25 protein-coding genes are annotated in these 25159 nt (G+C 71.7%); 11 read left to right on the top strand and 14 right to left on the bottom strand.

The window, feature by feature from the left end; genetic code table 11:
- Positions 1-88: 88 nt before the first annotated feature.
- Genes ACFQS7_RS09715 through ACFQS7_RS09705 form a run of 3 tightly spaced genes read right to left on the bottom strand, consistent with a single transcriptional unit; the run spans position 89 to position 2772 of the window.
- On the bottom strand, positions 89-1264 hold the full coding sequence (locus ACFQS7_RS09715) for an acetyl-CoA C-acetyltransferase (RefSeq protein ID WP_380066842.1): 1176 nt from the start codon (positions 1262-1264) through the stop codon (positions 89-91).
- Between the two features lie 55 nt (positions 1265-1319).
- Positions 1320-2474: an alpha/beta fold hydrolase gene (locus ACFQS7_RS09710; protein ID WP_380066841.1), complete on the bottom strand. Its 1155-nt coding sequence runs from the start codon at positions 2472-2474 to the stop codon at positions 1320-1322.
- A complete protein-coding gene (locus ACFQS7_RS09705) occupies positions 2368-2772 on the bottom strand; it encodes a hypothetical protein (RefSeq protein ID WP_380066840.1) in 405 nt (134 codons plus the stop codon). Before ACFQS7_RS09705 ends, ACFQS7_RS09710 begins: the two co-directional genes overlap by 107 nt.
- Positions 2773-2954: 182 nt before the next feature.
- On the opposite strand from ACFQS7_RS09705, the gene phaR reads away from it, so the two are divergent.
- The 3 genes from phaR (at position 2955) to ACFQS7_RS09690 (ending at position 5017) form a co-directional block, all read left to right on the top strand.
- Positions 2955-3551, top strand: coding sequence for a polyhydroxyalkanoate synthesis repressor PhaR (gene phaR / locus ACFQS7_RS09700; protein WP_380066839.1), 597 nt, complete (start codon positions 2955-2957; stop codon positions 3549-3551).
- A 114-nt stretch (positions 3552-3665) separates the two neighbouring features.
- Complete coding sequence (locus ACFQS7_RS09695) at positions 3666-4148, top strand: helix-turn-helix domain-containing protein (RefSeq protein WP_380067239.1); 483 nt, start codon at positions 3666-3668, stop codon at positions 4146-4148.
- Between the two features lie 14 nt (positions 4149-4162).
- Positions 4163-5017, top strand: coding sequence for a hypothetical protein (locus ACFQS7_RS09690; protein WP_380066838.1), 855 nt, complete (start codon positions 4163-4165; stop codon positions 5015-5017).
- A gap of 9 nt (positions 5018-5026) precedes the next feature.
- On the opposite strand, the gene ACFQS7_RS09685 is transcribed toward ACFQS7_RS09690, so the two are convergent.
- Both ACFQS7_RS09685 and ACFQS7_RS09680 read right to left on the bottom strand, forming a co-directional pair.
- Positions 5027-6664 carry an ABC transporter substrate-binding protein gene (locus ACFQS7_RS09685; RefSeq protein WP_380066837.1) on the bottom strand — a complete coding sequence of 546 codons (1638 nt, stop codon included), beginning with the start codon at positions 6662-6664 and terminating at the stop codon, positions 5027-5029.
- Between the two features lie 81 nt (positions 6665-6745).
- Positions 6746-8365 carry an ABC transporter substrate-binding protein gene (locus ACFQS7_RS09680; RefSeq protein WP_380066836.1) on the bottom strand — a complete coding sequence of 540 codons (1620 nt, stop codon included), beginning with the start codon at positions 8363-8365 and terminating at the stop codon, positions 6746-6748.
- 214 nt (positions 8366-8579) lie between these two features.
- On the opposite strand from ACFQS7_RS09680, the gene ACFQS7_RS09675 reads away from it, so the two are divergent.
- Positions 8580-9809, top strand: a complete 1230-nt coding sequence (locus ACFQS7_RS09675; protein ID WP_380066835.1) for an ABC transporter substrate-binding protein — start codon at positions 8580-8582, stop codon at positions 9807-9809.
- 91 nt (positions 9810-9900) lie between these two features.
- Positions 9901-10182 carry a PepSY domain-containing protein gene (locus ACFQS7_RS09670; RefSeq protein ID WP_380066834.1) on the top strand — a complete coding sequence of 94 codons (282 nt, stop codon included), beginning with the start codon at positions 9901-9903 and terminating at the stop codon, positions 10180-10182.
- A 42-nt stretch (positions 10183-10224) separates the two neighbouring features.
- Here the strand turns inward: ACFQS7_RS09670 and ACFQS7_RS09665 are convergent, their stop codons facing one another.
- Positions 10225-11685: an NADP-dependent isocitrate dehydrogenase gene (locus ACFQS7_RS09665; protein WP_380066833.1), complete on the bottom strand. Its 1461-nt coding sequence runs from the start codon at positions 11683-11685 to the stop codon at positions 10225-10227.
- A 154-nt stretch (positions 11686-11839) separates the two neighbouring features.
- On the opposite strand from ACFQS7_RS09665, the gene ACFQS7_RS09660 reads away from it, so the two are divergent.
- Both ACFQS7_RS09660 and ACFQS7_RS09655 read left to right on the top strand, forming a co-directional pair.
- Entirely contained in the window at positions 11840-12319 is a 480-nt protein-coding gene (locus ACFQS7_RS09660; protein WP_380066832.1) for an OmpA family protein, read from the top strand.
- 58 nt (positions 12320-12377) lie between these two features.
- Positions 12378-12698, top strand: coding sequence for a hypothetical protein (locus ACFQS7_RS09655; RefSeq protein ID WP_380066831.1), 321 nt, complete (start codon positions 12378-12380; stop codon positions 12696-12698).
- Here ACFQS7_RS09655 and ACFQS7_RS09650 read toward each other — a convergent pair.
- Positions 12652-13398, bottom strand: coding sequence for an aspartate/glutamate racemase family protein (locus ACFQS7_RS09650; RefSeq protein ID WP_380066830.1), 747 nt, complete (start codon positions 13396-13398; stop codon positions 12652-12654). The two genes, ACFQS7_RS09655 and ACFQS7_RS09650, sit on opposite strands and share 47 nt — an antisense overlap.
- A gap of 51 nt (positions 13399-13449) precedes the next feature.
- Between ACFQS7_RS09650 and ACFQS7_RS09645 the strand changes: the two genes are divergently transcribed.
- Positions 13450-14427: a Bug family tripartite tricarboxylate transporter substrate binding protein gene (locus ACFQS7_RS09645; protein WP_380066829.1), complete on the top strand. Its 978-nt coding sequence runs from the start codon at positions 13450-13452 to the stop codon at positions 14425-14427.
- Positions 14428-14607: 180 nt separating this feature from the next.
- Here ACFQS7_RS09645 and ACFQS7_RS09640 read toward each other — a convergent pair whose 3' ends face one another.
- From ACFQS7_RS09640 to ACFQS7_RS09610, 7 genes are all read right to left on the bottom strand, one after another.
- Entirely contained in the window at positions 14608-15225 is a 618-nt protein-coding gene (locus ACFQS7_RS09640) for a TetR/AcrR family transcriptional regulator (protein ID WP_380066828.1), read from the bottom strand.
- Between the two features lie 209 nt (positions 15226-15434).
- Positions 15435-16175 (bottom strand): hypothetical protein, encoded by a 741-nt coding sequence (locus ACFQS7_RS09635; RefSeq protein WP_380066827.1) that lies wholly within the window; start codon positions 16173-16175, stop codon positions 15435-15437.
- A gap of 109 nt (positions 16176-16284) precedes the next feature.
- Positions 16285-16710, bottom strand: a complete 426-nt coding sequence (locus ACFQS7_RS09630) for a PaaI family thioesterase (RefSeq protein ID WP_380066826.1) — start codon at positions 16708-16710, stop codon at positions 16285-16287.
- Positions 16710-17894 carry an imidazolonepropionase gene (gene hutI, locus ACFQS7_RS09625; protein WP_380066825.1) on the bottom strand — a complete coding sequence of 395 codons (1185 nt, stop codon included), beginning with the start codon at positions 17892-17894 and terminating at the stop codon, positions 16710-16712. Before hutI ends, ACFQS7_RS09630 begins: the two co-directional genes overlap by 1 nt.
- A complete protein-coding gene (gene hutH, locus ACFQS7_RS09620; RefSeq protein ID WP_380066824.1) occupies positions 17894-19390 on the bottom strand; it encodes a histidine ammonia-lyase in 1497 nt (498 codons plus the stop codon). The genes hutI and hutH overlap by 1 nt, the downstream gene beginning before the upstream one ends.
- Positions 19387-21054, bottom strand: a complete 1668-nt coding sequence (gene hutU / locus ACFQS7_RS09615; protein WP_380066823.1) for a urocanate hydratase — start codon at positions 21052-21054, stop codon at positions 19387-19389. The genes hutH and hutU overlap by 4 nt, the downstream gene beginning before the upstream one ends.
- Before the next feature lie 36 nt (positions 21055-21090).
- Positions 21091-21798: a phosphatase PAP2 family protein gene (locus tag ACFQS7_RS09610; protein WP_380066822.1), complete on the bottom strand. Its 708-nt coding sequence runs from the start codon at positions 21796-21798 to the stop codon at positions 21091-21093.
- Between the two features lie 4 nt (positions 21799-21802).
- Here ACFQS7_RS09610 and ACFQS7_RS09605 point away from each other — a divergent pair, with 4 nt between their 5' ends.
- The 3 genes from ACFQS7_RS09605 to ACFQS7_RS09595 all read left to right on the top strand — a co-directional run bounded on the left by ACFQS7_RS09605 (position 21803) and on the right by ACFQS7_RS09595 (position 25065).
- Complete coding sequence (locus ACFQS7_RS09605; RefSeq protein ID WP_380066821.1) at positions 21803-22768, top strand: lipid kinase; 966 nt, start codon at positions 21803-21805, stop codon at positions 22766-22768.
- Between the two features lie 186 nt (positions 22769-22954).
- A complete protein-coding gene (locus ACFQS7_RS09600; RefSeq protein WP_380066820.1) occupies positions 22955-24313 on the top strand; it encodes a formimidoylglutamate deiminase in 1359 nt (452 codons plus the stop codon).
- A complete protein-coding gene (locus tag ACFQS7_RS09595; protein WP_380066819.1) occupies positions 24310-25065 on the top strand; it encodes an SDR family oxidoreductase in 756 nt (251 codons plus the stop codon). The genes ACFQS7_RS09600 and ACFQS7_RS09595 overlap by 4 nt, the downstream gene beginning before the upstream one ends.
- Positions 25066-25159: the final 94 nt, after the last annotated feature.

The following is a 25159-nucleotide window of genomic DNA, read 5'->3' as shown; positions in this document are numbered from 1 at the left end:
GCCTGGTCACCAAACTCAAGGCGTCCAGAGGCCTTTCGGCCTTTGGCGGGTGGGTCCAGGGAGGGCAGCGCCCTCCCTGGGTCTGTGGTCAATCCCGCTCGACGCAGAGCGCAACACCCATGCCGCCGCCGATGCACAGCGTCGCCAGGCCGCGCTTGGCATTCCGCTTCTGCATCTCGAACAGCAGGGTGTTCAGCACCCGCGCGCCCGAGGCGCCGATCGGATGGCCGAGCGCGATCGCCCCGCCGTTGACGTTCACCTTGGACGGATCCCAGCCGAGGTCCTTGTTCACCGCGCAGGCCTGCGCCGCGAAGGCCTCGTTCGCCTCGATCAGGTCCAGCGTGTCGATCGACCAGCCGGCCTTCTGCAGCGCGCGGCGGGAGGCCGGGATCGGCCCGGTGCCCATGATCGAGGGATCGACGCCCGCGGTCGCCCAGCTGACGATCCGCGCCATCGGCGCGACGCCGCGCTTGCGCGCTTCCTCGGCCGACATCACCACCGCCACCGCGGCGCCGTCGTTGATGCCGGAGGCATTGCCGGCGGTCACCGTGCCGGTCTTGCTGAAGGCCGGCCGCAGCTTGGCCAGCACGTCGTAGTCGGTGGACGGCTTCGGATACTCGTCCTCCGAGATCAGCACGTCGCCCTTGCGGCCCTTGACGGTCACCGGGGCGATCTCGTCCTTGAAGCGGCCGGCCTTCATCGCCTCGCCGGCCTTGCGCTGGCTGGCGGCGGCGAACTCGTCCTGCTGCTCGCGGGTGATCTGGTACTTCTCGGCGACGTTCTCGGCCGTGGTGCCCATGTGGTAGCCATGGAAGGCGTCCATCAGCCCGTCGCGCAGCATGGTGTCGACCATGGCCAGGTCGCCCATCTTCTGCCCGGCGCGGAGCTGGGCGGCGTGCGGCGCCTGGGTCATGCTCTCCTGGCCGCCGGCGACGACGATCGCGGCGTCGCCGCTGCTGATCTGCTGGGCGGCGAGCGCCACGGCGCGCAGGCCGGACCCGCAGAGCTGGTTGATGCCGAAGGCCGTGGCGCTGGCCGGGATGCCGGCGGCGATCGCCGCCTGGCGGGCGGGGTTCTGTCCGGCGCCGGCGGTCAGGATCTGGCCCATGATGACCTCGTCCACCTCTTCCGGCTTCACCCCGGCGCGCGACAGCGCGGCCTGGATGGCAACCGTGCCGAGCGCATGGGCGGTCATGGTGGCAAAGGCGCCGTTGAAGCTGCCCACCGGCGTCCGGGCTGCTGAGGCGATGACGATATCGGTCATGACTGGGTCTCCCACCCTCGTGTTGCGCCGCACTGTGGACCGGCGCCGTGGCCTCCTACAAGCCCGCGGCGCCGGGCAGCGCCTTGATCCAGGTCAGCAGGGGGCGCCAAAGCTGCGTCTCCGCCCCGCCGCCGGCGACCATGCCGACATGGCCGGCCGCCGGATGGTGGACAAGGGCGTGCGGCAGGTGGGCGGCCAGCGCCAGGGCCGAGCCGGGCGGGACGATGCGGTCGCGCGCCGGGATGGCGAGGAAGGCCGGCAGCGCCAGGCGGCGCGGCGCCACCACCTCGCCGGCGATGCGCCAGGCGCCGCGCGCCGCGCTGTTGGCGCCGTACCAGCCGCCCAGCGCCTCCCGCGCCACCGGCGCGGCCAGCGCGACGCCGTCGTCCAGCCAGTCCTCGAGCGCCACGAAGCGGCGGGCCGGGGCGCCATCCGGGTCGAGCCGGCCGAAGGCGCGGTACTTCTCGGCGATCCCGGCCGGGTCCTGCGCGGCGAACAGCGCCTGCAGCGCCTGCGCCGGCAGCGTCCCGGTCGCCGCCAGCAGCGGCTCCAGCACCGCCAGCGCGGCGCCGAGGCTGCGCGCACGGGCGGCCCCGGCCGCCCAGAAATCCCAGGGCGTCGCCAGCAAAGCGAGGCCGCGCAGCCGGTCCGGCCGGCGCAGCGCCATGGCAAGGCCGAGCAGCCCGCCCATGCAGTAACCGGCCAGCACCACCGGCCCGCCGGCAAGGCCAACCGCCGCCGCCAAAGCGCGGTCCAGCCGCCCGGCGACATAGTCGGTCAGGCTGAAGTTGCGCTCCAGCGCCCCGGGCGTGCCCCAGTCAAGCAGCAGCGGCCGCACCCCCGCTGCCGCCAGATGACGCAGCATCGAGCTGCCGGGCAGCAGGTCCAGCACCGCGGCGCGGTTTATCAGCGACGGCACCACCAGCACCGCGGGTGCCGCTGCCGGCCCGCCATGGTCGAGCAGCCGGCTGGCGCCCTCGGCCCAGACCACCGGCGGCTCGGGCATGGCGCGGCGGAACGGGTGGCGGCGATAGGCCAGGATGCCGCGCAGCAGCGCCGCCTCGCGCGCCACCAGCCGCCGCTCGACCGCGGCGGCGAAGGCCTCAGCCGGGTGGCCGGCGGCGGCGAGGCTTGCGGCGATCCGTGCGGCTTCCTGCCGCCCCGCGCTCGAGGGCGGCGAGGCGGCGTTCCAGTTCGTCGACCCGGGCACGCAGCCAGGCGGCAGCCGCGCTGCCCAGCGGGTCGCCAGGGCCAGGGTGAGATGCAGGGCCAGCGGCTGCGGACCGCGGCGCGGCGGCGGCTGGCTGCTCATCCGGCGCCCCGGCCCGCACCGGGCGCCACAAGTTCGTGCCGAGGCCGATGGCCTGCTGCCAGGCCGCGACCACCGCCGGGTCGGCGGCGAGCGCGGTCAGCTCGACCTGCCACAGCGCGATCCAGGCATCCGCCAGGTCGTCCAGGTTGGCGCTGTTCCGATCCGTTTCGCCTGCCTCGTCCCTGGACCCGGTCACCTGCCTCTCCTGCCTGCCGCATCGGCGATCCCCGTTCAACAGCCGCGCAACGGTCCCGGTCCGGGTCTTGGTGCGGTGCGGAATTCCCTCTAACGCAGGGGTGGGATGCGCGTGCTAGTCTGGCCGCAACACCCCCGCCTGCCGGCGCCCTGCGCCCCGATATACGAAGGACTGGAGACGCCATGGCCGAGAACGCCGCCCGTGCCGAAACCACGAGCGAAGCTCCCCTGCAACCCGTAGTGGTCAAGAAATACGCCAATCGTCGCCTATATAATACGGAATCCTCCAGCTACGTCACCCTGGAGGACCTCGCCAACATGGTCCGGGCGGGCCGCGACTTCATCGTCTTCGATGCCAAGTCGGGAGAGGACATCACCCGCTCGGTGCTTACCCAGATCATCGTCGAGGAAGAATCGAAGGGGCGCAGCCTGCTGCCGGAGAGCTTCCTGCGCCAGTTGATCGGCTTCTACGGCGACAGCCTGCAGAGCGTGCTCCCGCGCTACCTGGAATTTGCAATGGCCGGTTTCGCCCGCCAGCAGGAACAGATGCGCCGGTCGGTCGAGCAGGCGATGGGCGGCTTCATGCCCTTCGGCGGCATCCCGGGACTTGAGGAGGTCGGCAAGCAGAACATGGTCATGCTGGAACGCGCCATGAGCCTGTTCGCGCCGTTCCGCCCGCCGGAGACGCCGCCGACCATGGAATCGCTGAAGGCGGAGGTCGAATCGCTGCGCCATCAGCTGGCCGAAGCAACCCGAACCGACAAGGGTTCCTCGCGCTAGGCGTGAGTTTCCATCCTTTCGCTTCCATCACGCGTTCGTCACGCGCCGTGGTGGAACGCGAACCAAGCCGCGGCATTCCGTTGGATGAGATTTTCCACGGCAAAGGGCACGGCGATGGTGCAGACGACGACGACGGCCGAAGCAAAGCGGCCCGACACAGCCAAGGACGGGGCGAAGCCGGGGCAGCGGGCAAATGCCGCTGATCGCCATGTCGGTTCCCGCATCCGCGAACGCCGGGTGATGATGGGCCTGTCGCAGCAACAACTCGCGCGGATGATCGGCGTCACCTACCAGCAGGCACACAAGTACGAGCGCGGCCTGAACCGCATCTCGGCCGGCCGGCTGTTCGAGATCGCCCAGGTGCTGGGCGTTGGCGTCTCCTGGTTCTTCGAAGGGCTGACGGCGGATTCCGAGCAGAACGAGATCTCCCCGCGGCAGCGCATGTGCCTGGAACTCGCGCGGAACTTTGCGATGATCGACAATGAGAAGCACCAGGAAGCGCTGAGCCAGATGGCCCGGGCCCTGGCGGCGCAGAGCCAGGCGGCGGTGGTCGGCATCCCGGTCACGGAGGACGAGGTCACGGCCGAGACCCATTAAGGCGGGGGCCGGGCGTGGCCCGGCCCAGCCGATGGGCCGAGGTATCGGCGAAGCGCGGTCCCTCCCCCCCCTTGCTGCGGCCGCAGCGGCGCTGGTCGGTGCGGACAGTCTCGCTTGCGCTGGTGCTGTGCCTGGCTGCGGTGCTGGGCGGGATCGTGGTTGGGCTGGGGCTGCGGCCGCCGCCGACCCCGGATCCTGAGCCGCAGGTCGCGGTGGCGCCTGCCCCACCGCCGGTCCTGCTCCCTGCCCCTGACGCGGCTGCCCCCGATGCCCGGAGCCTTGAAGCCCAACTCGCCGCGCTGCGTCGCGCGGCAGAGCAGGAACAGGCGCGGCTGGACGGCCTGACCCGGGCGCGGATCGCTGCCGAGGCGGAGCAGCAGGCGCGGCTCGACGGCTTGGCCCGCGCCCGTGCGGCGGCCGAGGCCCAACTGGCGGCCTTGCAGCGCGACCTGGCAACGGCCCAGCGCGAACGTGAGGCGACCCTGCGCGAGGCCAGTCCGGCGCTGCGACGGGAGGTGGCGCCTCTGCCGCCGGTCGCCGCCCCGCCGCCCGCCATTTCCCGGCCGGGTCCGGCCCCTGGCGGCCAGCCCCGCGTCTTCGTGCACCACCGCGCCGGCTCGCCCGTCGGGGCAGAGGCCGCTGCGGCGCTGGTGGCCAGCCTGCGGGACGGCGGGTTCGAAGTGCCGGACATCCGTCCGGTGGCCGCCGTGCCGTCGCAGCGGGTGGTCCGCTATTTCTATGCCGAGGACGCCGCCGCTGCCGCGCGGCTGGCCGGGCGGCTCGGCCGCGGCTGGGCAATCCAGGATTTCCGCGGCTACGAACCGTCCCCCGGACCCGGCACCCTGGAGGTCTGGGTGCCGGACCGCTGAGGCGAAGGCCTAGCCGGTGACGCGCACCGGCGTGAGGTCCTGGAACCAGGACCGCGCCTGGACGAAGCCCTGCACCTTCCGGTGCATCGCGCGGGGGTTGAGGTCATGCGCGACGAAGAGGAACAGCGCATCGTCGACGATCTTGGCATGCAGGTCGGAGACCAGCTTGTCCTGCGCCGCCTGGTCGAATTCCGACAGGATCTTCGCAATCAGCGCGTCGTAGTCGGGGCTGGAAAAGCCACCCCAATTGTTCCCCGCCGGCGGCGTCAGGTCCGTCCGGAGAAAGCGGATCATCGCGGTGAAGGGGTCGATCGCGGTGAAACTGATGTTGATGCCCGTGATGCCGCGGTTCGACGGCGCCTTCCAGCCGTCGCGCCAGATGGTCAGCAGGGTGTTCCACTCGAAGACCTCGAACTCGATCTCGATGCCGACCTCCTTCAGCATCTGCTGGATGGCCTCGTTCATCGCCATCGGCTGCATCTGGCCGGATCCTGAGACACTGATGCCGATCTTCGTGCGGAGCGGTGTGCGGGGCGTGACGCCGGCATCGGCCAGGAGCTTCTTCGCCGTAGCCGGGTCGTAGGTCCATTTGAACTTCGGCACATCGTTCCAGGTGCTGCCGAGCGGCAGCATCCCTGCCCCTTCCTCCATCAGCCCGCCCAGCATCCCCTTCATCGCCGCGCGGTCGATCGCCAGGTTGGCGCCGCGGCGGATGCGACTGTCGCGCCAGGGCGAGCCCTCGGCGGTCGCCAGCTGCCAGGTCCAATTGTGCGGGTACTGGTTGGTCACAATATTGAAGCCGGCCTGCTTCAGGCTGGGCACCGCATCCGCCGGCGGCGCCTCGATCCAGTCGACCTGGTTGGAGCGGATCGCGGCGACCCGCGTGTTCGGCTCCGGCAACGGGATCAGCACCAGCTTCTCGCATTTCGGGATGCGGGCGGCGTCCCAGTAGTCCGGGTTGCGGGCGAGGACGGCGCGCTCGCGGATCGAGAAAGCCTCCAGCTTCCACGGGCCGGTGCCGACCGCCTTCGGCAGGTAGTTGTCCCAGTTCTTCCCCGCCGCTTCCCAGGCGCCCTGCTGGACGATGCCGATCCAGCTGACGCCGTAGGGCACCGTGCTGTCGACGGTGCGGGTCTCAAGCGCGAAGGTCCGCTCGTCCACCGCCTCCCAGGCGGAGATGGTGGGGATGCGGACCCGGCCGAAGGCGGCGGCGCGCTGGTCGAAATGCGGCGCGTCGGCCTTCAGCACCCGGTCGAAGGAGAAGACGACGTCCTGCGCGGTGAGCGGCTTGCCATCGTGGAACTTCACCCCGTCGCGCAGGGTGAAGATCCAGCGCTTCGGATTGGCCGGGTCGACCTTCCATGCGGTCGCCAGGCCGGGCTTCAGCACCGCCGGCGCATCGGCCTTGGACAGGTCCCAGTGGATCAGCTGGTCATAGAGGGTGACGCCCATGAAGCGGTGGCCCTCGGCACCCTGGTCGGGGACGCCGTTGGTCAACGGCACCGCCGCCGCCGTCATGCCGACGCGCAAGGTGCCCGCCCCTTGCGCAAGAGCCAAGTCCCAGGGCAGCGCCGCCGCCGCCAGGATGCCGCCCACGCCGCCCAGCAGGCCGCGCCGTCCGAAGCCGGTATGCACCACGATCCTCATTCCTCCGCCGCCTCTGGCAGGAGGAACAGCAAATCGCGGGCCGTTGCAGCGGCCCGCGGGAACACGGATCCTTGAGGCCGCTCAGCCCAGGCTGATCGGGGTCAGTTCCTGGAACCAGCTCTGGGCCTGCACGAATCCCTTCACCTGCCGGCTCATCGCTCGGGGATTGAGGTCGTGCGCGATGAACAAGAAAAGCCGGTCGTCGACGATCTTCGCATGCAGTTCCTGCATCAGCCTGTCCTGCGGGCCAGGCTCGAAGGTCTCGTAGATGCGGCCCATCAGCGCGTCGTAGTCGGCGTCCGAGAAATAGCCCCAATTATTGGCCAGCGGCGGGGTCAGGTCCGACTTCAGGAAGCGGATCATCGCGGTGAAGGGCTCGAGCGCGGCATAGGAGATATTGAGCGCGGTCACGCCGCGGTTGGACGGCGACTTCGCCCCCTCCCGCCAGATGCCGAGCAAGGCGTTCCATTCGATGACCTCGAAGGACACGTCGATGCCGACCTCCTTCAGGTTCTGCTGCACCGCCTCGTTCATCGGCAGCGGCTGCATCTGGCCTGACCCGCTGGGCGAGATCGCCACCTTGGTCTTCAGCGGGTTGCGCGGGGTGAAGCCGGCCGCCGCCATCAGCTTCCGCGCCGCCTCTGGGTCGAAGCGGATCGGGTCCTTCGGCATGCCGTACCAAGGGTGTTTCGGCGGCACGAGGCCGGCGCCCGGCGCCATGATGCCGCCCAGCATGGTCTCCATGCCGCCGCGGTCCACCGCCAGGTTGGCCGCCTGGCGGATGCGCAGGTCACGCCAGGGCGAGCCCTCGATCATGGACAGGTGCCAGGTCCAATTGTGCGGATAGGTGTTGGTCACCACCTGGAAGCCGGCTGCCTTGAGCGAGGGGATGGCATCCGGCGGCGGCGCCTCGATGAAGTCGACCTGGCCGGAGCGCAGCGCGGCGACGCGGGTATTGGCTTCCGGCAGCGGCAGCAGGATGACCTTGCCGACCTTGGGGATGCGGGTCGCGTCCCAGTGGTCGGGGTTGCGGGCCAGGATGGCGCGCTCGCGGACACTGAAGGCCTCGCATTTCCAAGGCCCGGTGCCGACCGGCTTCAGCATGTAATTGTCCCAGCTCTTCCCCGCCGCCTCCCAGGCGCCCTGGTGGGTGATGCCGATCCAGGTCAGGCCATAGGGCACCAGGCTGTCCACCCGGTTGGTCTCGAGGATGAAGGTGCCTGGCCCTTCGGCGCGCCAGGCGACCACGGTTGGCATACGGATGCGGGCCTGCGCCGCGGCGCGCGGGTCGTAGTGCGGCGCGTCGTTCTTCAGCGTCCGGTCGTAGGAGGAGGCGACGTCCTCGGCGGTCAGCAGCTTGCCGTCGTGGAACTTCACCCCCTCGCGGATGGCGATGATCCAGCGCTTCGGATTGGCCGGGTCGACCTTCCAGGATGTGGCCAGGCCGGGGCGGATGCCGACCGGCTTGTCGAAGGTCGTCAGGTCCCAGCCGGCGAGCTGGTCGTAGAGCGTGATGCCCATGAAGCGGTGGCCCTCCGCCCCCTGGTCCGGCACGCCGTTCGACAGCGGCACGGCGGCGGCCGTCATGCCGACGCGGAGGGTGGTGGTGGGCGTCCCCTGGGCCAGGGCAAGGTCGAAGGGCAGCGCCGCCGTGGCGGCGAGGCCGCCGAGCACGGCACGGCGGGACAGGGATGCGGGCATCGGCGGGCTCTCCGGAAGGCAGCATGGAGAGGCTATGATCTGGTTCGATCGCAGGCAATACTGAACTTACTACAACGCAACAGCCCTTATATACGCCACATCGACTAATTTCCAGGCGATGACGACAGTGCCGAGATGGTTCGCCAAGCGCGGCTTGCCTGCTAGGCTCCGCCGGCAGAGCGGCCGATCAGCGCCGCCGCAGGGGAGTCCGTTCATGCTGCTGACCCGCCGCGCCGCCCTTGGTGCGACCGCCGCCACCTTCGCCTTCGGCAACGCTTCGGCCCAGCCGGCCGATACCATCCGCATCGGCGTGCTGACCGACCTCTCCGGCCCCTATCGCGACGTGACCGGTCCAACCTCGGTCGCCTGCGTCCGCCAGGCGGTGGAGGAATTCACCGCGCAGAACCGCGACATCAAGGTCGAGATCATCGCCGCCGATCACCAGAACAAGCCGGACGTCGGCATCAACACCGTGCGCCAGTGGTTCGACCAGCGCGGCGTCGACGTGGTCACCGATGTCGGCAACAGCGCCATCGCGCTCGGCATCAACCCGGTCTGCGTCGAGAAGGACCGGGTGCACATGAACGCCTCGGCCGGCACCTCGGAGCTGACGGCGAAATCCTGCACGCCCAACACCATCCACTGGACCTACGACACCTGGTGCCTGTCCAACACCACCGGCACGGCGCTGACCAGGGCGGGCAACGGCACCTGGTACTTCATCACCGCCGACTACGCCTTCGGCCATGCGATCGAGCGCGACACCACCCGCTTCGTCGAGGCCGCCGGCGGCAAGGTGGTCGGCGCCGCGCGCTACCCCTTCCCGCAGACCACGGATTTCTCCGCCTTCCTGCTGCAGGCGCAGGCCTCGAAGGCCAAGGTGCTCGGCCTGGCGATGGCCGGCGACGACCTGGTGAATTGCGTCAAGCAGGCGCAGGAATTCGGCCTCGGCCGATCGGGGATGAAATACGCCGCCATCATCGGCTCGATCACCGGGGTGATCGCCGCGGGGCTCGAGACGATGCAAGGGATGTACATCGCCGAGACCTTCTGGTGGGACCTCGACGACCGCACGCGGGGCTTCACCAAGCGGGTGCAGCAGAAGCTGCCGGCCGGCGTCTTCCCGAACTACGTGCATGCCGGGAATTACGCCGGCATCACCCATTACCTGAAGGCGGTGAAGGCGCTCGGCGTGGCACGCGCCAAGGCGTCGGGCCGGGAGGTCGTGGCGCAGATGAAGCGCATGCCGACCGACGACGACGCCTTCGGAAAGGGGCTGATCCGCGAGGACGGGCGGAAGATCCACCCGAGCTACCTGCTGCAGGTGAAGAAGCCGGGCGAGAACAAGTACCCAGGCGACGTCTATACGCTGGCGGGGACGGTGGCGGCGGAGCAGGCCTTCCGGCCGCTGAGCGAGGGCGGCTGCGCGCTGGTCAAGGCCTGATCGCCACGGCCGCTGCATCCGGCGGGCGGGCCGGGCGTTTCCGGGACGGGCACCCGTGCCCGCCCGAAACTCCTGGACAGGTCTCCTCGCCATGCCAAGGTCGTTCAGTTTCCTCACGGGCCTGATCTTCGCCACAGCGGCGGCCGTGCCGCTTCTCGCCGCCCCGCCGGCCTGGGCCGGACGGCCGCCCACCGCCGAGGAGCGGGCGCGCATCGAGACGGCCTTGCGCGGCCTCGGCTACGTGCGGTGGGACGACATCGAGTTCGAGCACGGCGTCTGGGAGATCGACGACGCCCGCGCCGCGGATGGCCGCGAATACGACCTGAAGCTGAACCCGGACACCCTAGCGGTGGTCGAGCGCGAACCCGATTGAGCGGCGGCGCCGGGCAGTGCGCCCGGCGCGCCGCCCGCTTGGTCATGCCTTGCTGTAGGCGTCCGCTCCGTCGAAGCGCTGCAGCTTCTCCAGGTGCATCCAGTTGTGCTGCCGGCCGATGCGCTGCAGCAGGTCGGTGATCTCCGCCACGCCGTTGCCGTTCGGCGCCTTCTTGAACATGAAGCGGGCGCGGAAATGGTCGACCAGGAAGGTATGGCCGCCGATGTCCGGCCAGACCTGCGCCCCGCGGGAGGAGATCATCGTCAGGTCGAAGGCGCTGTGCTCGGCCGCCGCCTGCAGGGTGATGGAAATCGCCCGCGGGTCACGCTCGCTCTCGACGAAGACGTCGACCCCGACCAGCTCGCGCGTGGACGCCGCGCGGTACCAGGTGATCTGCGGCCAGCGCTTCATGCCGATCGGGCGGTATTCGCGCTCCGGCACCAGCGTGCTCTCGCGGTCCAGGTTGGCGATGATGCGGTCGACATAGGCCGCGGTCGGCGCCCCCTCCCCGTCCCGGGCGATGTCGCCGGTGAGATCCTTGCCCTCCTCCAGCGTCACGTACAGCGCATGCTCGATCCGCCGCGCGGTGGCGAAGTCGCCGATATGCCGCAGCATCATCAGGGACGACAGCAGCAGCGCGGTCGGATTGGCCACGCCCTTGCCGGCGATCTGCGGGGCGGAGCCGTGCACCGCCTCGAACATCGCCGCCTCGTCGCCAAGATTGGCCGAGGGCGCGACGCCGAGGCCACCGACCAGCCCGGCCGCGAGGTCCGACAGGATGTCGCCGTTCATGTTGGTCATCACCGCGACGTCGAACTGCTCCGGCCGGATGACCATCTGGTGGGCGCAGTTGTCGACGATCATGTGCTCGTGCTGGAGGTGCGGGAATTCCGGCATCACCTGCTCGGCGGCACGCTTCAGCATGCCCTCCGTCAGCTTCATGATGTTGGCCTTGGTGGCGACCGTGACCTTCTTCCGCCCCTCGGCCTCGGCCACCGCCGCGGCCAGCCGGACGATGCGCTCGCAGCCGACCTCGGTGATGATCTTCAGGCACTGCGCGACGCCGGGCGTCTGCATGTGCTCGATGCCGGCATAGACGTCCTCGACATTCTCGCGGACCACGACGAAGTCGATCCCCCGGCCGGAGAAGGGCGTGCGGATCCCCGGCAATTCGCGTACCGGGCGGATGTTGCCGTACATCTCGAAGGTCTTGCGCAAGGTCACGTTGGCCGACTTGTCGCCGAAGCCGACCGGGGTCTCCAGTGGCCCCTTCAAAGCCACGCCGTTGCGGGCGATGCTGTCCAGCGTTTCCCGCGTCGCGCCGGCGGCGATGCCGCGCCTGAAGGCCTCGGCGCCGGCCAGGGCGTCCTCCCACTCCACCTGGGCGCCGGCGGCGGCCAGCACCGTCTGGGTGGCCCGCATCACCTCGGGCCCGATGCCGTCGCCGGGGATGGCAGTGACCTTCACCTTGGTCCGCGGGGCCTGCAGGGGGGAGGAATTCATCGGCTGTCTGGTCCTGGCACTGTGATGCTGCATTGCGGCATTTAGTCGAAGCGAGGAAGCCCCGATTTGATCTGGCTCACGCCCGGGCGACGCGCCGCACCGATCCGGGAGGCGGTGCGTTACGGCGGGGAGTCCGACCAAGGAGGTTCCCCCGATGCCCTGCCTCGCTATCCGCCGGGTGCTTGCCCTGAGCCTCGCCTTGCCGCTCATCGCCCCGGTCCCCGCCCGGGCCGAGGCCATCCTGCCGGTGGCGGAGCGGCAGACGCCGCGCGGCATGATCCTGACCGTGTCGAGCGACCTGCTCTTTGAGTTCGACCGGGCCGACCTCAAGCCCACGGCAGCCGAGGCGCTCGGCCGGGTGGCGGAGATCCTCCGCCAGCGCCGGCCAAGCGCGGCGCTGGTGGTCGGGCATACCGATTCGGTCGGGGCCGATTCGCAGAATGATGCGCTCTCCCAGCGCCGGGCGGAGGCAGTGCAGGCCTGGCTCGCCAGCCAGGGCGGCGCCGCCCTGCCGCGGCTCGAGGCCGAGGGCCGGGGTGAGCGCGAGCCCTTGGCGCCGAACAGCCTGAACGGCCGCGACAACCCGGACGGGCGACTGCAGAACCGGCGGGTGGAGGTGCTGCTGGAGAAATAGGGCCGCGCGGGACGCGGCGTGAAGGCTTCGTTCAGCCCGGCCGGCGCAGGCTTCGCCCATGCGCCTGCTGCCACTCCTCCTGCTCCTCGTCCTCCCCGCCCGGGCGGAGGAGCCGCCGAAATGCGCCCCGGCGCGGGAGGGTATCGTCGCCTGCTTCGGCGAGAAGCTCTGCGAATGCCGCTGGGAGCCGGGCGGGATGCTGACCGGCCGGCCGCCGGGTCATCGCTGGGATTGCGGCGCGCTGCGCCCGTCCTGCGGCGTCGCCCCGGCCGGCCCGCCGGCGGCCGAGCCGCCGCAGGTTTCGGTCATGCCGCTGCTGCCCTCCCGCTTCGCTATTCCGCGAAGCGCCGGGGCCGCAGGCCCGCATGAAACCAGGTGATCATGGAATAGACGTCGAAGACCGGCAGGCCGAGCGCCGCCTGCAGCGCCGCCGCATAGGGCGGCATGTTGGTGCATTCCAGCACGATGGCGCCGATCCCGGGATGCGCCGCGACCAGCGCACGGCCGGCCTCCAGGATGTCCTGTTCGGCCAGCGCCACGTCCATGTCGATCGCCTCGGCCTTGATCAGCACGCGGAAGAACTCCCGCCCGCCCTCGGTGCCCATGATCGGCGTATCCGCCGGCACGCCGGCGGCGGCGAGGTGCGCGGGGGTCAGCGAGCCCTTGCTGACCGTGAGCACGCCGACCCGCCGACCCGCCGGCAGGGTCGCCTGGACCCAGGGCACCTGCAGCAGCGAGGAGGTGGCGACCGGCACCCCGACCGCCGCGGCGAGCTCCCGCTGGAACAGCGCCAGGAAGCCGCAGTTGGTGGTGATGGCCTCGGCGCCTTGCGCGACCAGGTCCTGCGCCGCGGCGATGAAATCCGGCAGCAGGCCGCGCGCCCCCTGCAGGACCACGCGGTCCGGGCTGGCGCCGCGCACCACGCGGTACAGCACCGGGAAGGGCCAGGTGCCGGCATTGCCCATGTCGCCGGGGATGCGCGGGAAGCGGGCTTCCAGCATCAGGATGCCCAAGGGGGCGCCATAGATCGCCTTGCCGCCGCGGGCGATGCGCGGCGCGGGGGTGTCTTGCCGGTTCATCCGCCGAACCTAACCCGCTAGGTTGGCCAGCGAAACGGGAAGGGATCCGGGATGCTCCGCCGCGCGACCACGATGCTCGCCTTGCTGCTGGCCCTGCCGGCCGCGGCGCAGGAGGCCTGGCCCAACCGCCCCGTCACCATCCTCGGCGGCTTTCCGAACGGCGCCGGCACCGACATCTATGCCCGCAAGTTGGCCGAACCGCTGGGCCGCGCCCTCGGTCAGCCGGTGGTGGTGGACAACCGCACCGGCGCCGGCGGCAACATCGCCTCCGAGGCGGTGGCCAAGGCCAGGCCCGACGGATATCTCTTCCTGATCGGCACCGCCGGGACGCATGCGATCAACGCGACGCTCTACAAGTCCCTGCCCTTCGATCCGCTGAAGGATGTCAGCCACATCGCCCTGCTGGGCGACGTGCCGAACGTGCTGCTGGTCAACCCGGACAAGCGCCCGCAATACCGGACCTGCGCCGACCTGCTGGCGGCCGCCCGCGCCCGGCCGGGGGCGCTGAACTATGCCTCGACCGGCAACGGCGCCTCCACCCACCTGGCCGCGGCGCAATTCGCCGCCGCCGCCGGGCTGTCGCTGACCCATGTGCCCTATCGCGGCCAGCCGGGGGCGATCCAGGCGCTGCTCAGCGGCGACGTGGACCTGTTCTTCAACCAGGTCGGCCCCTCCATCGGGCCGGTCACGCAAGGCCAGGCGCTGGCGCTCGGCGTGACGGTGCCGCGGCCGGTCGCCGCCCTGCCGGGGGTGGCGACGGTGGCCGAGGCCTGCGCCCTGCCAGGCTTCGAGAGCAGCACCTGGTACGGCCTGTTCGGTCCGCCCGGCCTGCCGCCCGCCATCCAGCAGCGGATGCAGGCCGAGGTGGCGAAGATTCTCGCCACGCCGGACTTCCAGGCCTGGCTGGTGCAGACCCAGGGCATCACCCCGCCGGCCGACCCCTCGCCCGAGGCCTTCCGCCGGGTGCACGAGGCCGACATCGCCCGCTGGGCGGCGATCGTCCGGCGCTCCGGCGCCAGCCTCGACTGATACCGACGCCCGCATTGCCTGACCTGGGGTGGGCGAAGCCCGCCGGGGCGCCGGATGGCGCCCGCCGCGCGCGGCGAGCCAAGGCCACGATGCGGCCGCCCGCCGCCTGGGAGCTCAGGGAGTCATGTCGGCGGTCATCGAATATGGCCGTCAGCATGGGCCGCAGCCGACTGCCCTCCGTCACATGCGGCCGAGCAGCGCGGTGACGCCCTTCTCCAGCACTGCCTCGGCCGGCGGTGCGCCGCTCTCGGGCGCCGGCATCCCGACCCGCTCCAGCATCGCCACGCCGTGCGACAGCGCCCAGACCTGCATGGCCACCAGCCGCGGGTTGCGCCCGGCAAGCCCCGCCCCGCCCGGCAGCAGCGCACCGATCGTGCCGGTCAGCGCCTCGAAGGGGCTGCCCTTCTCCGGCTCGCCGGCCATCTCCTCCGGCTGGAAGCTGAACATCGCGGCATAGTAGCCAGGCTCCTCGCGGGCGAAGGCCAGGTAGGCAGGGCCCATGCGGCGCAGCGCCTCGGCCGCGTCCCGCGCCCCGCCGGCGGCGGCCTGCAGCCGCTGGGCGAACAGCGCGAAGCCGCGCCGGCCGAGCTCCGCCAGCACCTCCTCACGGTCCTTGAAGTGGCGGTAGGGAGCGCTGGGCGAGACCCCGGCCCGCCGTGCCGCCTCGCTCAGGGTGAAGCCCTGCGGCCCACGTTCCGCAACGAGTTGTCGGGCGCCTTCGAGCAACGCCTCCCGCAGGTTGCCGTGGTGGTAGCCGCGACGCGCGGCCAGGTCGGGGATGCGTTTTGCCTGGGCCATGCCAGGCAGAAGTCCAGAGATGATGCGGCGCTGCAAGCGGGTCGCGAGCGCCGACAGTCGCTTTGATGAGCTAACCGGGAGTTCGCAACACCTTAGCGGGAGCGGCTCGACCACAATATTTCGTGATGAAACATATGCCAGACCCGCGAGCGCGTTCTCGAAGCCTTCGCGGTTCTGAATTTTGATGCGCGACTCCGGTCATGGTCTGTTCAGAAATCGACCAGAAGCATGAATTTCCCGGCCCAGCGATCGCTCGCGTGGGTCAGCCCGTGGCCGACGCCGAACTGCACCGCCAGTTTCTCGGCCAGCCGGATATCGGTGGTGAGGAAAAGCTGGTGCGCCTGGCCGCGCGGCGCCTCGGGCCGGTCGATCCGGCCGAAATCCATGTAGTGCTCGAGCCCTAGCCAGACCGTCTCGGCCACCCGGCGCACCCCGCGGATGGCCGGGGCGAAGACCGGCCCGGCCCGGCCCAGCGGGAACTCCACCCCGGGGTTGAGGATGAGTTGCCAGGGCCCGGTCCGCAGGTCGAGGATCGGCCGCAGGGTCAGCGCCCAATCGGCCGAGGAGAAGCGAAAGGATTGCCGCCGCAACTCGATGTCCAGCCCGGCCGCGAGCGGCCGGTCGCCCGCCCCCGGGGTGACGAAGCTGTTGCGCAGCTTGAAGCCGCCGCCGAACAGGTCGCCGGAGAATTCCCGGGCGACTGGGAAATAGACCGCGACCTCGTGCCAGGGGGTGGTGGCGTAGCCGATCTCGGTGGTCAGCAGCAGACCGTTGCGCGGGGCCCCCTGCCCGTCGCGGATGCCGTGCCGGCCAGCATTGAGGTGGAGGTTGAGGTCGACGCCACCCGGCTCGGCGATGCGGCCGTCGAAAATCTGGAACTCGTCGAAGACGGCGGCGCGGACGCTGCCGGTCAGCAGGGCTAGGACGAGGGCGGTGGCGGCGAGGCGCATGCGGAGGGTCCCGGCGTTGCCGGGCCGCAACGCAGCGCCGCCGGTACGGTTCGGCGGCGGGGCGCCGGGGATTGCCCGGCGGTCGCGTTGCAGCCGGGCATCGCCGCGGTCAGCCGCGCGCCGGCGCGATCACGGTCCAGGTGGTCGTGATATGGGTGGCGATCTCGTCCGAGCCCTCGGCGCGAAGAATGATCTCGCCGAAGACCTGGCGGCGGCCCCGCTTCACCAGCCGGGCCTCGGCCAGCACGGCGCCGCTGCCGGCGGGGCGGAGGAAATTGACCGTCATGGTGCTGGTGACGCTGTCGTCGCGCCCCTCGGTGGTGGACAGCAGCGCCGCCCACATCGCCACGTCGGCCAACCCCATCAGGGCGGGGCCCGAGACGGTGTTGCCGGGCCGCAGCAGCACCGGCCTGGCCGGCAGGCGGACCAATGCGGTGCCGGATTCGGCCGCCAGCACCTCGATCTCCCACGCGGCGGCGAGCGGCACGCCGCGCCGCATGATGGCCTGGATCTCGGCCGTGGTCGGTGTCGTCATCAGTGTCCTTCGACCACGCGGCCGATGCAGGGATTGCCGCCGACCCAGTAGCAGAGCTCGGCCGGGCGGGCGATCCGGTACAGCGCCAGGTCGCAGCGCCGGCCGGGCGCCAGCCGGCCACGATCCGCCAGGCCCAGCGCCGCCGCGGCGTTCACCGTCACGCCGCGGAGCGATTCGGCGACGGTCAGGCGGAACAGGGTGCAGGCCATGTTCAGCATCAGCAGCAGGGAAAGCGCGGGAGAGGAACCGGGGTTGAAGTCGGTGCCGACCGCCATCCGGACGCCGGCGGCGCGCATGGCGGCGATGTCGGGCCGCGCGGTCTCCCGCAGGAAGTAGCAGGCGCCGGGCAGCAGCACGGCGACGGTGCCGGCCGCGCCCATGGCGGCCAAGCCGGCGGCATTGGCGCGCTCCAGGTGGTCGACCGAGAGCACGCCGTGCCGGGCGCCGAGCATGGCGCTGCCGGCATCGGCATGCTGGTCGCCATGCAGCTTCGCGGGCAAGCCATGGCGGCGGGCGGCGTCGAGCACCCAGCCGGCTTCCTCGTCGTTGAATGCCAGGGTGTCGTGGAAGACGTCCACCGCATCCGCCAGGCCGATGGCGGCGGGCACCGTCTCCGCCGCCACCAGCCGGGCGTAGTCGGCGCGGCGGCCGGCGAATTCCGGCGGCACCGCATGCGCGGCGAGCAAGGTGGTGACGACCGAGAGCGGCAGCTCGGCGCCGAGCCGGCGGGCGACGCGGAGCTGGCGCAGCTCGGCCGCGGTGTCGAGCCCGTAGCCCGACTTCACCTCCAGCGTGGTGACGCCTTCCGCCATCAGGGTGCGGGCGCGCGGCAGGGCGGCGGCGAGCAGGGCGTCCTCGCTCGCGGCGCGGGTGGCCCGGACGGTGGACAGGATGCCGCCGCCCGCCTTGAGGATCGCGGCATAGTCCTCGCCGGCCAGGCGCCGCTCGAACTCGTCGGCGCGATCGCCGCCGAAGACCAGGTGGGTGTGGCAGTCGATCAGCCCGGGAAGAATCCAGGCACCGGCGCAATCCACCGTCTCCCGCGCCGGGCCGGGCAGCGCGGCGCGGGGGCCGACCCAGGCGATGCGGCCGGCGGTCGCGGCGACGGCGCCATCCTCGACGATGCCGAGCCCCTCGCCCTGCATGGTGGCGAGGTTGGCGTTGAGCCAGACGCGGTCGAACATCAGGCGACATCCACCAGGCCGGCGAAGCGGCCGTGCTCGACCAGCGCCTTCACCGCGGCGATGTCGGGCGCCATGACGCGGTCGGTGTCCCAGGGACCGGCGACGCCGCGCACCAGCCCGTGCGCCTGCTCGATGGCCGTGGAGGATTGCAGGGGTCGGTGGAATTCGAGGCCCTGGGCGGCGGCCAGCAATTCGATCGCCAGGATCGCCGCCAGGTTGTCCGCCATGTCGTGCAGCCGCAGCGCGGCGCCGGTGGCCATGCTGACATGGTCCTCCTGGTTGGCGCTGGTCGGCAGGCTGTCCACGCTGCGCGGCGTCGCCAGGGCGCGGTTCTCGGCCACCAGGGCGGCGGCGGTGACCTGGGCCAGCATGAAGCCGGAATTCAGCCCGCCGTCGCGCACCAGGAAGGCCGGCAGGCCGGACAGCGCCGGGTCGACCAGCAGGGCGATGCGGCGTTCGCTGATGGCGCCGAGTTCGGCCAGTGCCAGGGCCAGCGCGTCGGCGGCGAAGGCGACCGGCTCGGCGTGGAAATTGCCGCCCGAGAGGATATCGCCGTCGATCACCAGCGGATTGTCGGTGACGGCATTGGCCTCGCGTTCCAGCACCTGGGCGGCATGCGCCATCAGGTCGAGGCAGGCGCCGGCGACCTGCGGCTGGCAGCGCAGGGAATAGGGATCCTGCACCCGCGGGTCGCCGAACCGGTGGCTGTCGCGGATGTCGCTGCCGGCGAGCAGGCCGCGCAGGGCCGCGGCGGCGCGGATCTGGCCGGGCTGGCCGCGCAGCGCGTGGATGCGGGCATCGAAGGGGGTGTCGCTGCCGCGGGCGGCATCGACGCTCATCGCCCCGGCGAGGAGGGCGGTGCGCAGCAGGTCCTCCGCGCCGAACAGCGCGGCCAGGGCGAGCGCGGTGCTGACCTGGGTGCCGTTCAGCAGCGCCAGCCCCTCCTTCGGGCCGAGCACCAGCGGCACGATGCCGGCGCGCTCCAGCGCCCCGGCGCCGGGCATCACGTCCTCCCCGATGAAGGCCTCGCCCTCCCCGATCAGCACCAGCGAGAGATGCGCCAGCGGCGCCAGGTCGCCCGAGGCGCCGACCGAGCCGCGCGCCGGGATGGCAGGTGTCGCCCCGGCCTCGAGCAGCGCCAGCAGCGCCTCGATCACCACGGGCCGCACGCCGGAAGCGCCGCGCGCCAGCGACAGCGCCTTCAGGGCCAGCACCAGCCGGACCACGGGGCCCGGCAGCAGCGGCCCGGTGCCGGCGGCATGGCTGCGGACCAGGTTGAGCTGGAGCTGCGCCAGCCGGGCATCCGGGATGCGGGTGCTGGCCAGCTTGCCGAAGCCGGTGTTGACGCCATAGAGCGCCTCGCCGCCCGCCATCCGCGCGGCGAGCGCCGCGGCCGAGGCCTCGACCGGCGCACGCCAGTCCCCGGGCAAGGCCAGCGGCGCGCCTTCCATGACGGCGCGCAGCGCGGAGAGGCCGGCGCTGCCGGGGGTGATCATGCCTTCAACATGGGCAAGTCGAGCCCATGCTCCCGCGCGCAGTCGATCGCCGTCCCATACCCCGCATCGGCGTGGCGCATGACGCCGGTCGCCGGATCGTTCCACAATACCCGCTTGAGGCGGCGTGCCGCGTCCTCGGTCCCATCGGCGACGATGACCATGCCGGCATGCTGGCTGAACCCCATACCGACCCCGCCGCCATGGTGCAGCGAGACCCAGGTGGCGCCCGAGGCCGTGTTCAGCAGCGCATTCAGCAGCGGCCAGTCGGAGACGGCATCCGAGCCGTCGCGCATCGCTTCCGTCTCCCGGTTCGGCGAGGCGACGCTGCCGGAATCCAGGTGGTCGCGGCCGATGACGATGGGGCCGATCTCGCCCTGCGCCACCATCTCGTTGAAGGCGAGGCCGAGCCTGTCGCGCACCCCGAGCCCGACCCAGCAGATCCGCGCCGGCAATCCCTGGAAGGCGATCCGCGCCCGGGCCATGTCGAGCCAGCGGTGCAGGTGGGCGTCATCGGGGATCAGCTCCCGCACGCGGGCATCGGTGCGGTAGATGTCCTCCGGGTCGCCGGACAGCGCCGCCCAGCGGAAGGGGCCGACGCCGCGGCAAAACAGCGGGCGGATATAGGCCGGGACGAAGCCGGGGAAGCCGAAGGCATCGGCCAGCCCTGCCTCCTTGGCCATCTGCCGGATGTTGTTGCCGTAATCGAGCACCTTCGCGCCGCGGTCCTGGAAATCCAGCATCGCCTGGACCTGCGCCACCATGCTGCGCTTCGCCGCGGCGGCGACCGCGGCCGGGTCGCTCTCCCGCTTCGCCGCCCATTCGGACAGCGTCCAGCCGGCGGGCAGGTAGCCGTTGGCCGGGTCATGCGCGCTGGTCTGGTCGGTGACGATGTCGGGGACGACGCCGCGGCGGATGAGCTCGGGGAAGACCTCCGCCGCATTGCCCAGCAGGCCGACGCTGATGGCGCGCCTCTCGGCACAGGCTGCGCGGATCATGCCAAGGGCGGTGTCGAGGTCGTCGGTCTTGTGGTCGAGGTAGCGCGTCTCCAGCCGCTTCTCGATGCTGGACGGCTGGCATTCCACCGCCAGCACGCAGGCGCCGGCGAAGACCCCGGCCAGCGGCTGCGCCCCGCCCATGCCGCCCAGCCCGCCGGTCAGGATCCAGCGCCCCGCCAGGTCGCCGCCGAAATGCTGCCGCCCGCACTCGGCGAAGGTCTCGTAGGTGCCCTGCACGATCCCCTGGGAGCCGATGTAGATCCAGGACCCCGCGGTCATCTGGCCGTACATCATCAACCCCTTCCGATCGAGCTCGGAGAAATGCTCCCAGCTCGCCCAGCGCGGCACCAGGTTGGAATTGGCGATCAGCACCCGCGGCGCGTCCGGGTGGGTCTCGAAGACGCCGACCGGCTTGCCGGACTGCACCAGCAGGGTCTGGGTCTCCTCCAGCCGCCGCAGCGTCGCGACGATGGTCTCGTAGCTGGCCCAGTCGCGGGCGGCGCGGCCGATGCCGCCATAGACCACCAATTCGCCTGGCTTCTCCGCCACCTCGTCGTCGAGGTTGTTCATCAGCATCCGGAGCGGCGCCTCCGTCGTCCAATGCCGGGCGGACTTCTCCAGGCCCCGGGGGGCGCGGATGGCGGGCGCGTTGCGGAAACGGTCGGTCATGCCGGCAGGATAGCCACGGCGCGGCCCCGGAGTCAGTCAGCTTCCACGGCGCCAGTCGCGCAGGACCAGCCAGCAGCCCATCGCCCAGGCGGCGCCGAGGCACCAGCCGGCCAGCACGTCGGTCGGCCAGTGCACGCCGAGCCAGACCCGGCTGGCCCCCACCAGCAGGGTCAAGGCCACCGCCGCGCCGAGGACATAGGCCCGGTGCCGCCGCAGCCGCACGCCGCTGGCCAGCAGCGCGCCCAGCGTCAGGAAGCCGATCGCCGAGAGCATGGCATGGCCGGAGGGGAAGGAGGCGGTCTGCACCTCCATCAACCGCGCCACCAGCGCCGGGCGTGGCCTATCGAACCCCTGCTTGAGGGCGCTGTTCAGCAGCAGCCCACCCGGCAACGACACCAGCAGCAGCAGCGCCGCCCGCCAGCGCCGGTCCAGCAGCAGGTAGCCCAGCGCCAGCAGCCCGAGCAGCGCCAGGACGGGGATGCTGCCCAGCGCCGTGATCTCCCGCGCCGAAAGCGACAGCCAGGCCGGCCCGATCGGCTGGTCCGGCGCGTCGGGCCGGCGCAGCGCGAGCAACACCGCCTCGTCGAAGCGGTGGCTGCCGCCCTGCACCAGCTGCATCACCGCGGCGAAGCCGAGCAGCCCGGCGGCGACCACCGCGAGCGCGGCCAGCGCCGCGCCCTGCCCGAGGGCAAAGCGGCCGATCCGCTGCAACAACCTCGATAGCGGCGCCGCGACCTCGTCCATCTCGTTGCAACCCGCGGCAGGCTCGGCGGTTGCAACGCCGCAACAGGCCGGAGCCGGGACCATCGCACCAGACACCCCGCCCGCCGGGCGCGCCCTGCTGATCGTCAACCGGAAGGCCCGCAGCGGCGCCGAGCAGGCCGAGGCCGCCGCCGCGGCGCTGCGCGGCGCAGGCCTCGACGCGCATCCCTTCGATCCGCCGGACGGCATGTCCTGCGCCGACTCCGTCACCACCGGGCTGGCCGCCGGCGGCTTCGACCGGGTGGTGATCGGCGGCGGCGACGGGACGCTGAACGCCGCCATCCCCGGCCTGCTGAAGGCCGGGCTGCCCTTCGGCATCCTGCCGCTCGGCACCGCCAACGACCTGGCCCGCAGCCTCGGCATCCCGTTCGAGCTGGACGCGGCGGCCCAGGTCATCGCCACCGCGGCGCCGCGGCCGGTCGATCTCGGCGAGGTCAACGGGCATTGCTACTTCAACGTCGCCAGCATCGGCTTCAGCGCCGAACTCGCATCCGAGCTGAAGGCGGAAGCCAAGAAGCGCTGGGGCAAGCTGGGCTACGGCGTGGCCGCGCTTGGCCTGCTGCGGCGGGCGCGGCCCTTCACCGTGACGCTGGTGCATGACGGCCGGGTGGAGCGGGTCAGGACCATCCAGGTCTCGGTCGGCAACGGCCGCCACTACGGCGGCGGGATGACGGTGTCGGAGGACGCCCGGCCCGATGACGGCCTGCTGGATGTCTACAGCCTGGAGGTCACCCATTGGTGGCGGCTGGTGGCGCTGCTGCCTTGGCTGCGCCGCGGCACCCATGGCAGCTGGCGGGACGTCCGCGCCTTCCGCACCACCGAGCTGGAGTTGCGCACCCGCAAGCCGCGGCCGGTGAACACCGATGGCGAGCTGACCACGCATACGCCGGCGGCGTTCCGGCTGCGCCCGGCGGCGCTGCGGGTCTTCGCGCCAGCGGAGGGGGAAGAGTAAGGCAAAACCGGGGAGGAAGTATCCTCCCGTTGGACGCATGCGTCCAACCCTCCTCCATTTCTGGGAGTCTAGCGCTCGCCGCGCGGCAGGTGCCAAGCCCAGAAAAAGGAACGGTGGGGTTTGGGGAGGGAATACTTTTCCCTCCCCAAGCTTTCCTGCCCGCCACGCCGCGGGCATCCTCTCGCCATGCCGCAGTTTCACGCCCGCGCCGCGCTCCTCCCCACTGGCTGGGCCGCCGACGTCCTGATCGAGGCCGATGCCGCCGGGACCATCGCCGCCGTCACCCCGGGCGCCGCGCCGGGCGCCGCCGACCGCCTGCGCGGCGCGGTCGTCCCCGGCGTGCCCAACCTCCATTCCCACGCCTTCCAGCGCGCCATGGCCGGCGGGGCGGAACGCCGCAGCCCGGCCGGGCAGGACAGCTTCTGGTCCTGGCGCGACACCATGTACCGCTTCGTCGGCCGGCTGACGCCAGAGGATGCCGAGGCGGTGGCGGCGCAGCTCCAGGTCGAGCTGCTGGAATGGGGGTTCACCGGCCTCGCCGAGTTCCACTATTTGCACCACCAGCCGGATGGCACGCCCTACGACAGCATCGCCGAGATGGCGCTGCGGCACCTGGCGGCGGCGCGGCGGACCGGTATCGGGCTCACCTTGCTGCCCAGCCTCTACCGCCATGGCGGCATCTTCGGCCGCGATCCGGTGCCGGGGCAAAGGCGCTTCCTCAACGACCTCGACCCTTTCCTGCGCATCGTGGACGAGTGCCGCGCGGCAACCGCGGGCGACCCGCAATGCGCGGTCGGCATGGCGCCGCACAGCCTGCGCGCGGTGACCCCGGCGATGCTGGACGCCCTGCCCGCCCTGCCCGGCCCGATCCACATCCACGCGGCGGAACAGGGCAAGGAGGTGACGGAATGCCTCGCCGCCACCGGCGCCCGGCCGGTGCGCTGGCTGCTGGACCACGCGCCGGTGGATGCGCGCTGGTGCCTGATCCATGCGACCCACATGGATGCCGGGGAGATCGCCGGGCTGGCCGCCAGCGGCGCGGTCGCCGGGCTCTGCCCCTCGACCGAGGCCTCGCTCGGCGACGGCACCTTCCCGCTGCGGGACTACCTGGACGCCGGCGGGCGCCTCGGCATCGGCACCGACAGCCATGTTGGCGTCTCGGCGCGCGACGAGCTGCGGCAGCTGGAGACCAGCCAGCGCCTGGCGCTGCACGAGCGCGCCGTGGCGACGACCGAGGCCGCGCCGCATCCCGGAAGGCGGCTGCTGGATGCGGCGCTGGCCGGCGGCGCCCAGGCCAGCGGCCGGCCGCTGGGCGGGATCGCGCCCGGGTTGCGCTGCGACCTGGTGGAATTGGACGCCGACCACCCCTCGCTGGTCGGCCGCACCGGAGATAGCCTGCTGGATGCCTGGGTGTTTTCCGGCCAGGCCAATCCCATCCGCACCGTCGTCGCCGGGGCGAAGCGGGTGGTCGAGGGCGGGCGCCATGTCGCGCGGCTGGAGATCGGCGAATCCTTCGCCGGCACAATGCGGAGATTGCTGGCATGACCGAAGGCCCGCTGCACGGGAAGATCGCCTACGTCACCGGGGGCAGCCGCGGCATCGGCCGCGCCATCGCGCTGGCCTTCGCCGAGGCCGGGGCCGACGTGGCGATCTGCCACCTGGGCGACGGCCCCCAGGCCACCACGCTGGTCCAGGCCGTCACCGCGCGCGGCCGGCGCGGCTTCCAGATGGAGGCCGACGTCGCCGCCCCGGCCGCGACGCGGGCCTTCGCCGCCGCCGCGGAAGCCGCGCTCGGCCCCTGCGACATCCTGGTGAACAATGCCGGCATCAACCTGCGCGGGGCCTTCGAGACGATCACCGAGGAGACCTACGACCGGGTCGTCGATGTCCATGTGAAGGGAATGTTCTTCATGGCCCAGGCGGTCTACCCGGGCATGGTGGCGCGCGGCGCCGGGCGGATCATCAACATCGCCTCGCAGCTCGCCTTCAAGGGCGGGCCGAACATCGTGCCCTATTGCACCGCCAAGGCGGCGATCGTCGGCTTCACCCGCAGCCTGGCCTGGGAGGCGACGGCGATGGGCGTGCTGGTCAACGCCATCGCGCCCGGGCCGATCGAGACCGACCTGACGCGGGCGCGCGGGCCGGAATGGAAGGCCAGTATGGAGGCGACGATCCTCGCCGGGCGGCTGGGGCGGCCGGAGGAGATCGCGGCGACGGCGTTGCTGCTGGCCGGACCCGGCGGGGCGTACTACGTCGGCGCGACCCTGTCGCCCAACGGCGGCGACGTGATGCACTGACCTTGCCCCCACGGCAGGCGGCTGCTCGCCGTCCACGCCAAGCCCCGGGTGGCCGCGCTTCGGGCGGATAGCCGGTCTCGGCCGGATACCGGCA

This window comes from Dankookia sp. GCM10030260 (assembly GCF_042666655.1).
Lineage (GTDB): Bacteria > Pseudomonadota > Alphaproteobacteria > Acetobacterales > Acetobacteraceae > Paracraurococcus.
This window is presented reverse-complemented; position numbering and strand designations above follow the sequence as displayed.

Bases quoted from the DNA above. Each gene is read 5' to 3' on its own strand.
- ACFQS7_RS09715 (WP_380066842.1), bottom strand. From the start codon at position 1,264: ATGACCGATATCGTCATCGCCTCAGCAGCCCGGACGCCGGTGGGCAGC.
- phaR (WP_380066839.1), top strand. From the start codon at position 2,955: ATGGCCGAGAACGCCGCCCGTGCCGAAACCACGAGCGAAGCTCCCCTG.
- ACFQS7_RS09695 (WP_380067239.1), top strand. From the start codon at position 3,666: ATGGTGCAGACGACGACGACGGCCGAAGCAAAGCGGCCCGACACAGCC.
- ACFQS7_RS09685 (WP_380066837.1), bottom strand. From the start codon at position 6,664: ATGAGGATCGTGGTGCATACCGGCTTCGGACGGCGCGGCCTGCTGGGC.
- ACFQS7_RS09680 (WP_380066836.1), bottom strand. From the start codon at position 8,365: ATGCCCGCATCCCTGTCCCGCCGTGCCGTGCTCGGCGGCCTCGCCGCC.
- ACFQS7_RS09675 (WP_380066835.1), top strand. From the start codon at position 8,580: ATGCTGCTGACCCGCCGCGCCGCCCTTGGTGCGACCGCCGCCACCTTC.
- ACFQS7_RS09670 (WP_380066834.1), top strand. From the start codon at position 9,901: ATGCCAAGGTCGTTCAGTTTCCTCACGGGCCTGATCTTCGCCACAGCG.
- ACFQS7_RS09665 (WP_380066833.1), bottom strand. From the start codon at position 11,685: ATGAATTCCTCCCCCCTGCAGGCCCCGCGGACCAAGGTGAAGGTCACT.
- ACFQS7_RS09660 (WP_380066832.1), top strand. From the start codon at position 11,840: ATGCCCTGCCTCGCTATCCGCCGGGTGCTTGCCCTGAGCCTCGCCTTG.
- ACFQS7_RS09655 (WP_380066831.1), top strand. From the start codon at position 12,378: ATGCGCCTGCTGCCACTCCTCCTGCTCCTCGTCCTCCCCGCCCGGGCG.
- ACFQS7_RS09650 (WP_380066830.1), bottom strand. From the start codon at position 13,398: ATGAACCGGCAAGACACCCCCGCGCCGCGCATCGCCCGCGGCGGCAAG.
- ACFQS7_RS09645 (WP_380066829.1), top strand. From the start codon at position 13,450: ATGCTCCGCCGCGCGACCACGATGCTCGCCTTGCTGCTGGCCCTGCCG.
- ACFQS7_RS09640 (WP_380066828.1), bottom strand. From the start codon at position 15,225: ATGGCCCAGGCAAAACGCATCCCCGACCTGGCCGCGCGTCGCGGCTAC.
- ACFQS7_RS09635 (WP_380066827.1), bottom strand. From the start codon at position 16,175: ATGCGCCTCGCCGCCACCGCCCTCGTCCTAGCCCTGCTGACCGGCAGC.
- ACFQS7_RS09630 (WP_380066826.1), bottom strand. From the start codon at position 16,710: ATGACGACACCGACCACGGCCGAGATCCAGGCCATCATGCGGCGCGGC.
- hutI (WP_380066825.1), bottom strand. From the start codon at position 17,894: ATGTTCGACCGCGTCTGGCTCAACGCCAACCTCGCCACCATGCAGGGC.
- hutH (WP_380066824.1), bottom strand. From the start codon at position 19,390: ATGATCACCCCCGGCAGCGCCGGCCTCTCCGCGCTGCGCGCCGTCATG.
- hutU (WP_380066823.1), bottom strand. From the start codon at position 21,054: ATGACCGACCGTTTCCGCAACGCGCCCGCCATCCGCGCCCCCCGGGGC.
- ACFQS7_RS09610 (WP_380066822.1), bottom strand. From the start codon at position 21,798: ATGGACGAGGTCGCGGCGCCGCTATCGAGGTTGTTGCAGCGGATCGGC.
- ACFQS7_RS09600 (WP_380066820.1), top strand. From the start codon at position 22,955: ATGCCGCAGTTTCACGCCCGCGCCGCGCTCCTCCCCACTGGCTGGGCC.
- ACFQS7_RS09595 (WP_380066819.1), top strand. From the start codon at position 24,310: ATGACCGAAGGCCCGCTGCACGGGAAGATCGCCTACGTCACCGGGGGC.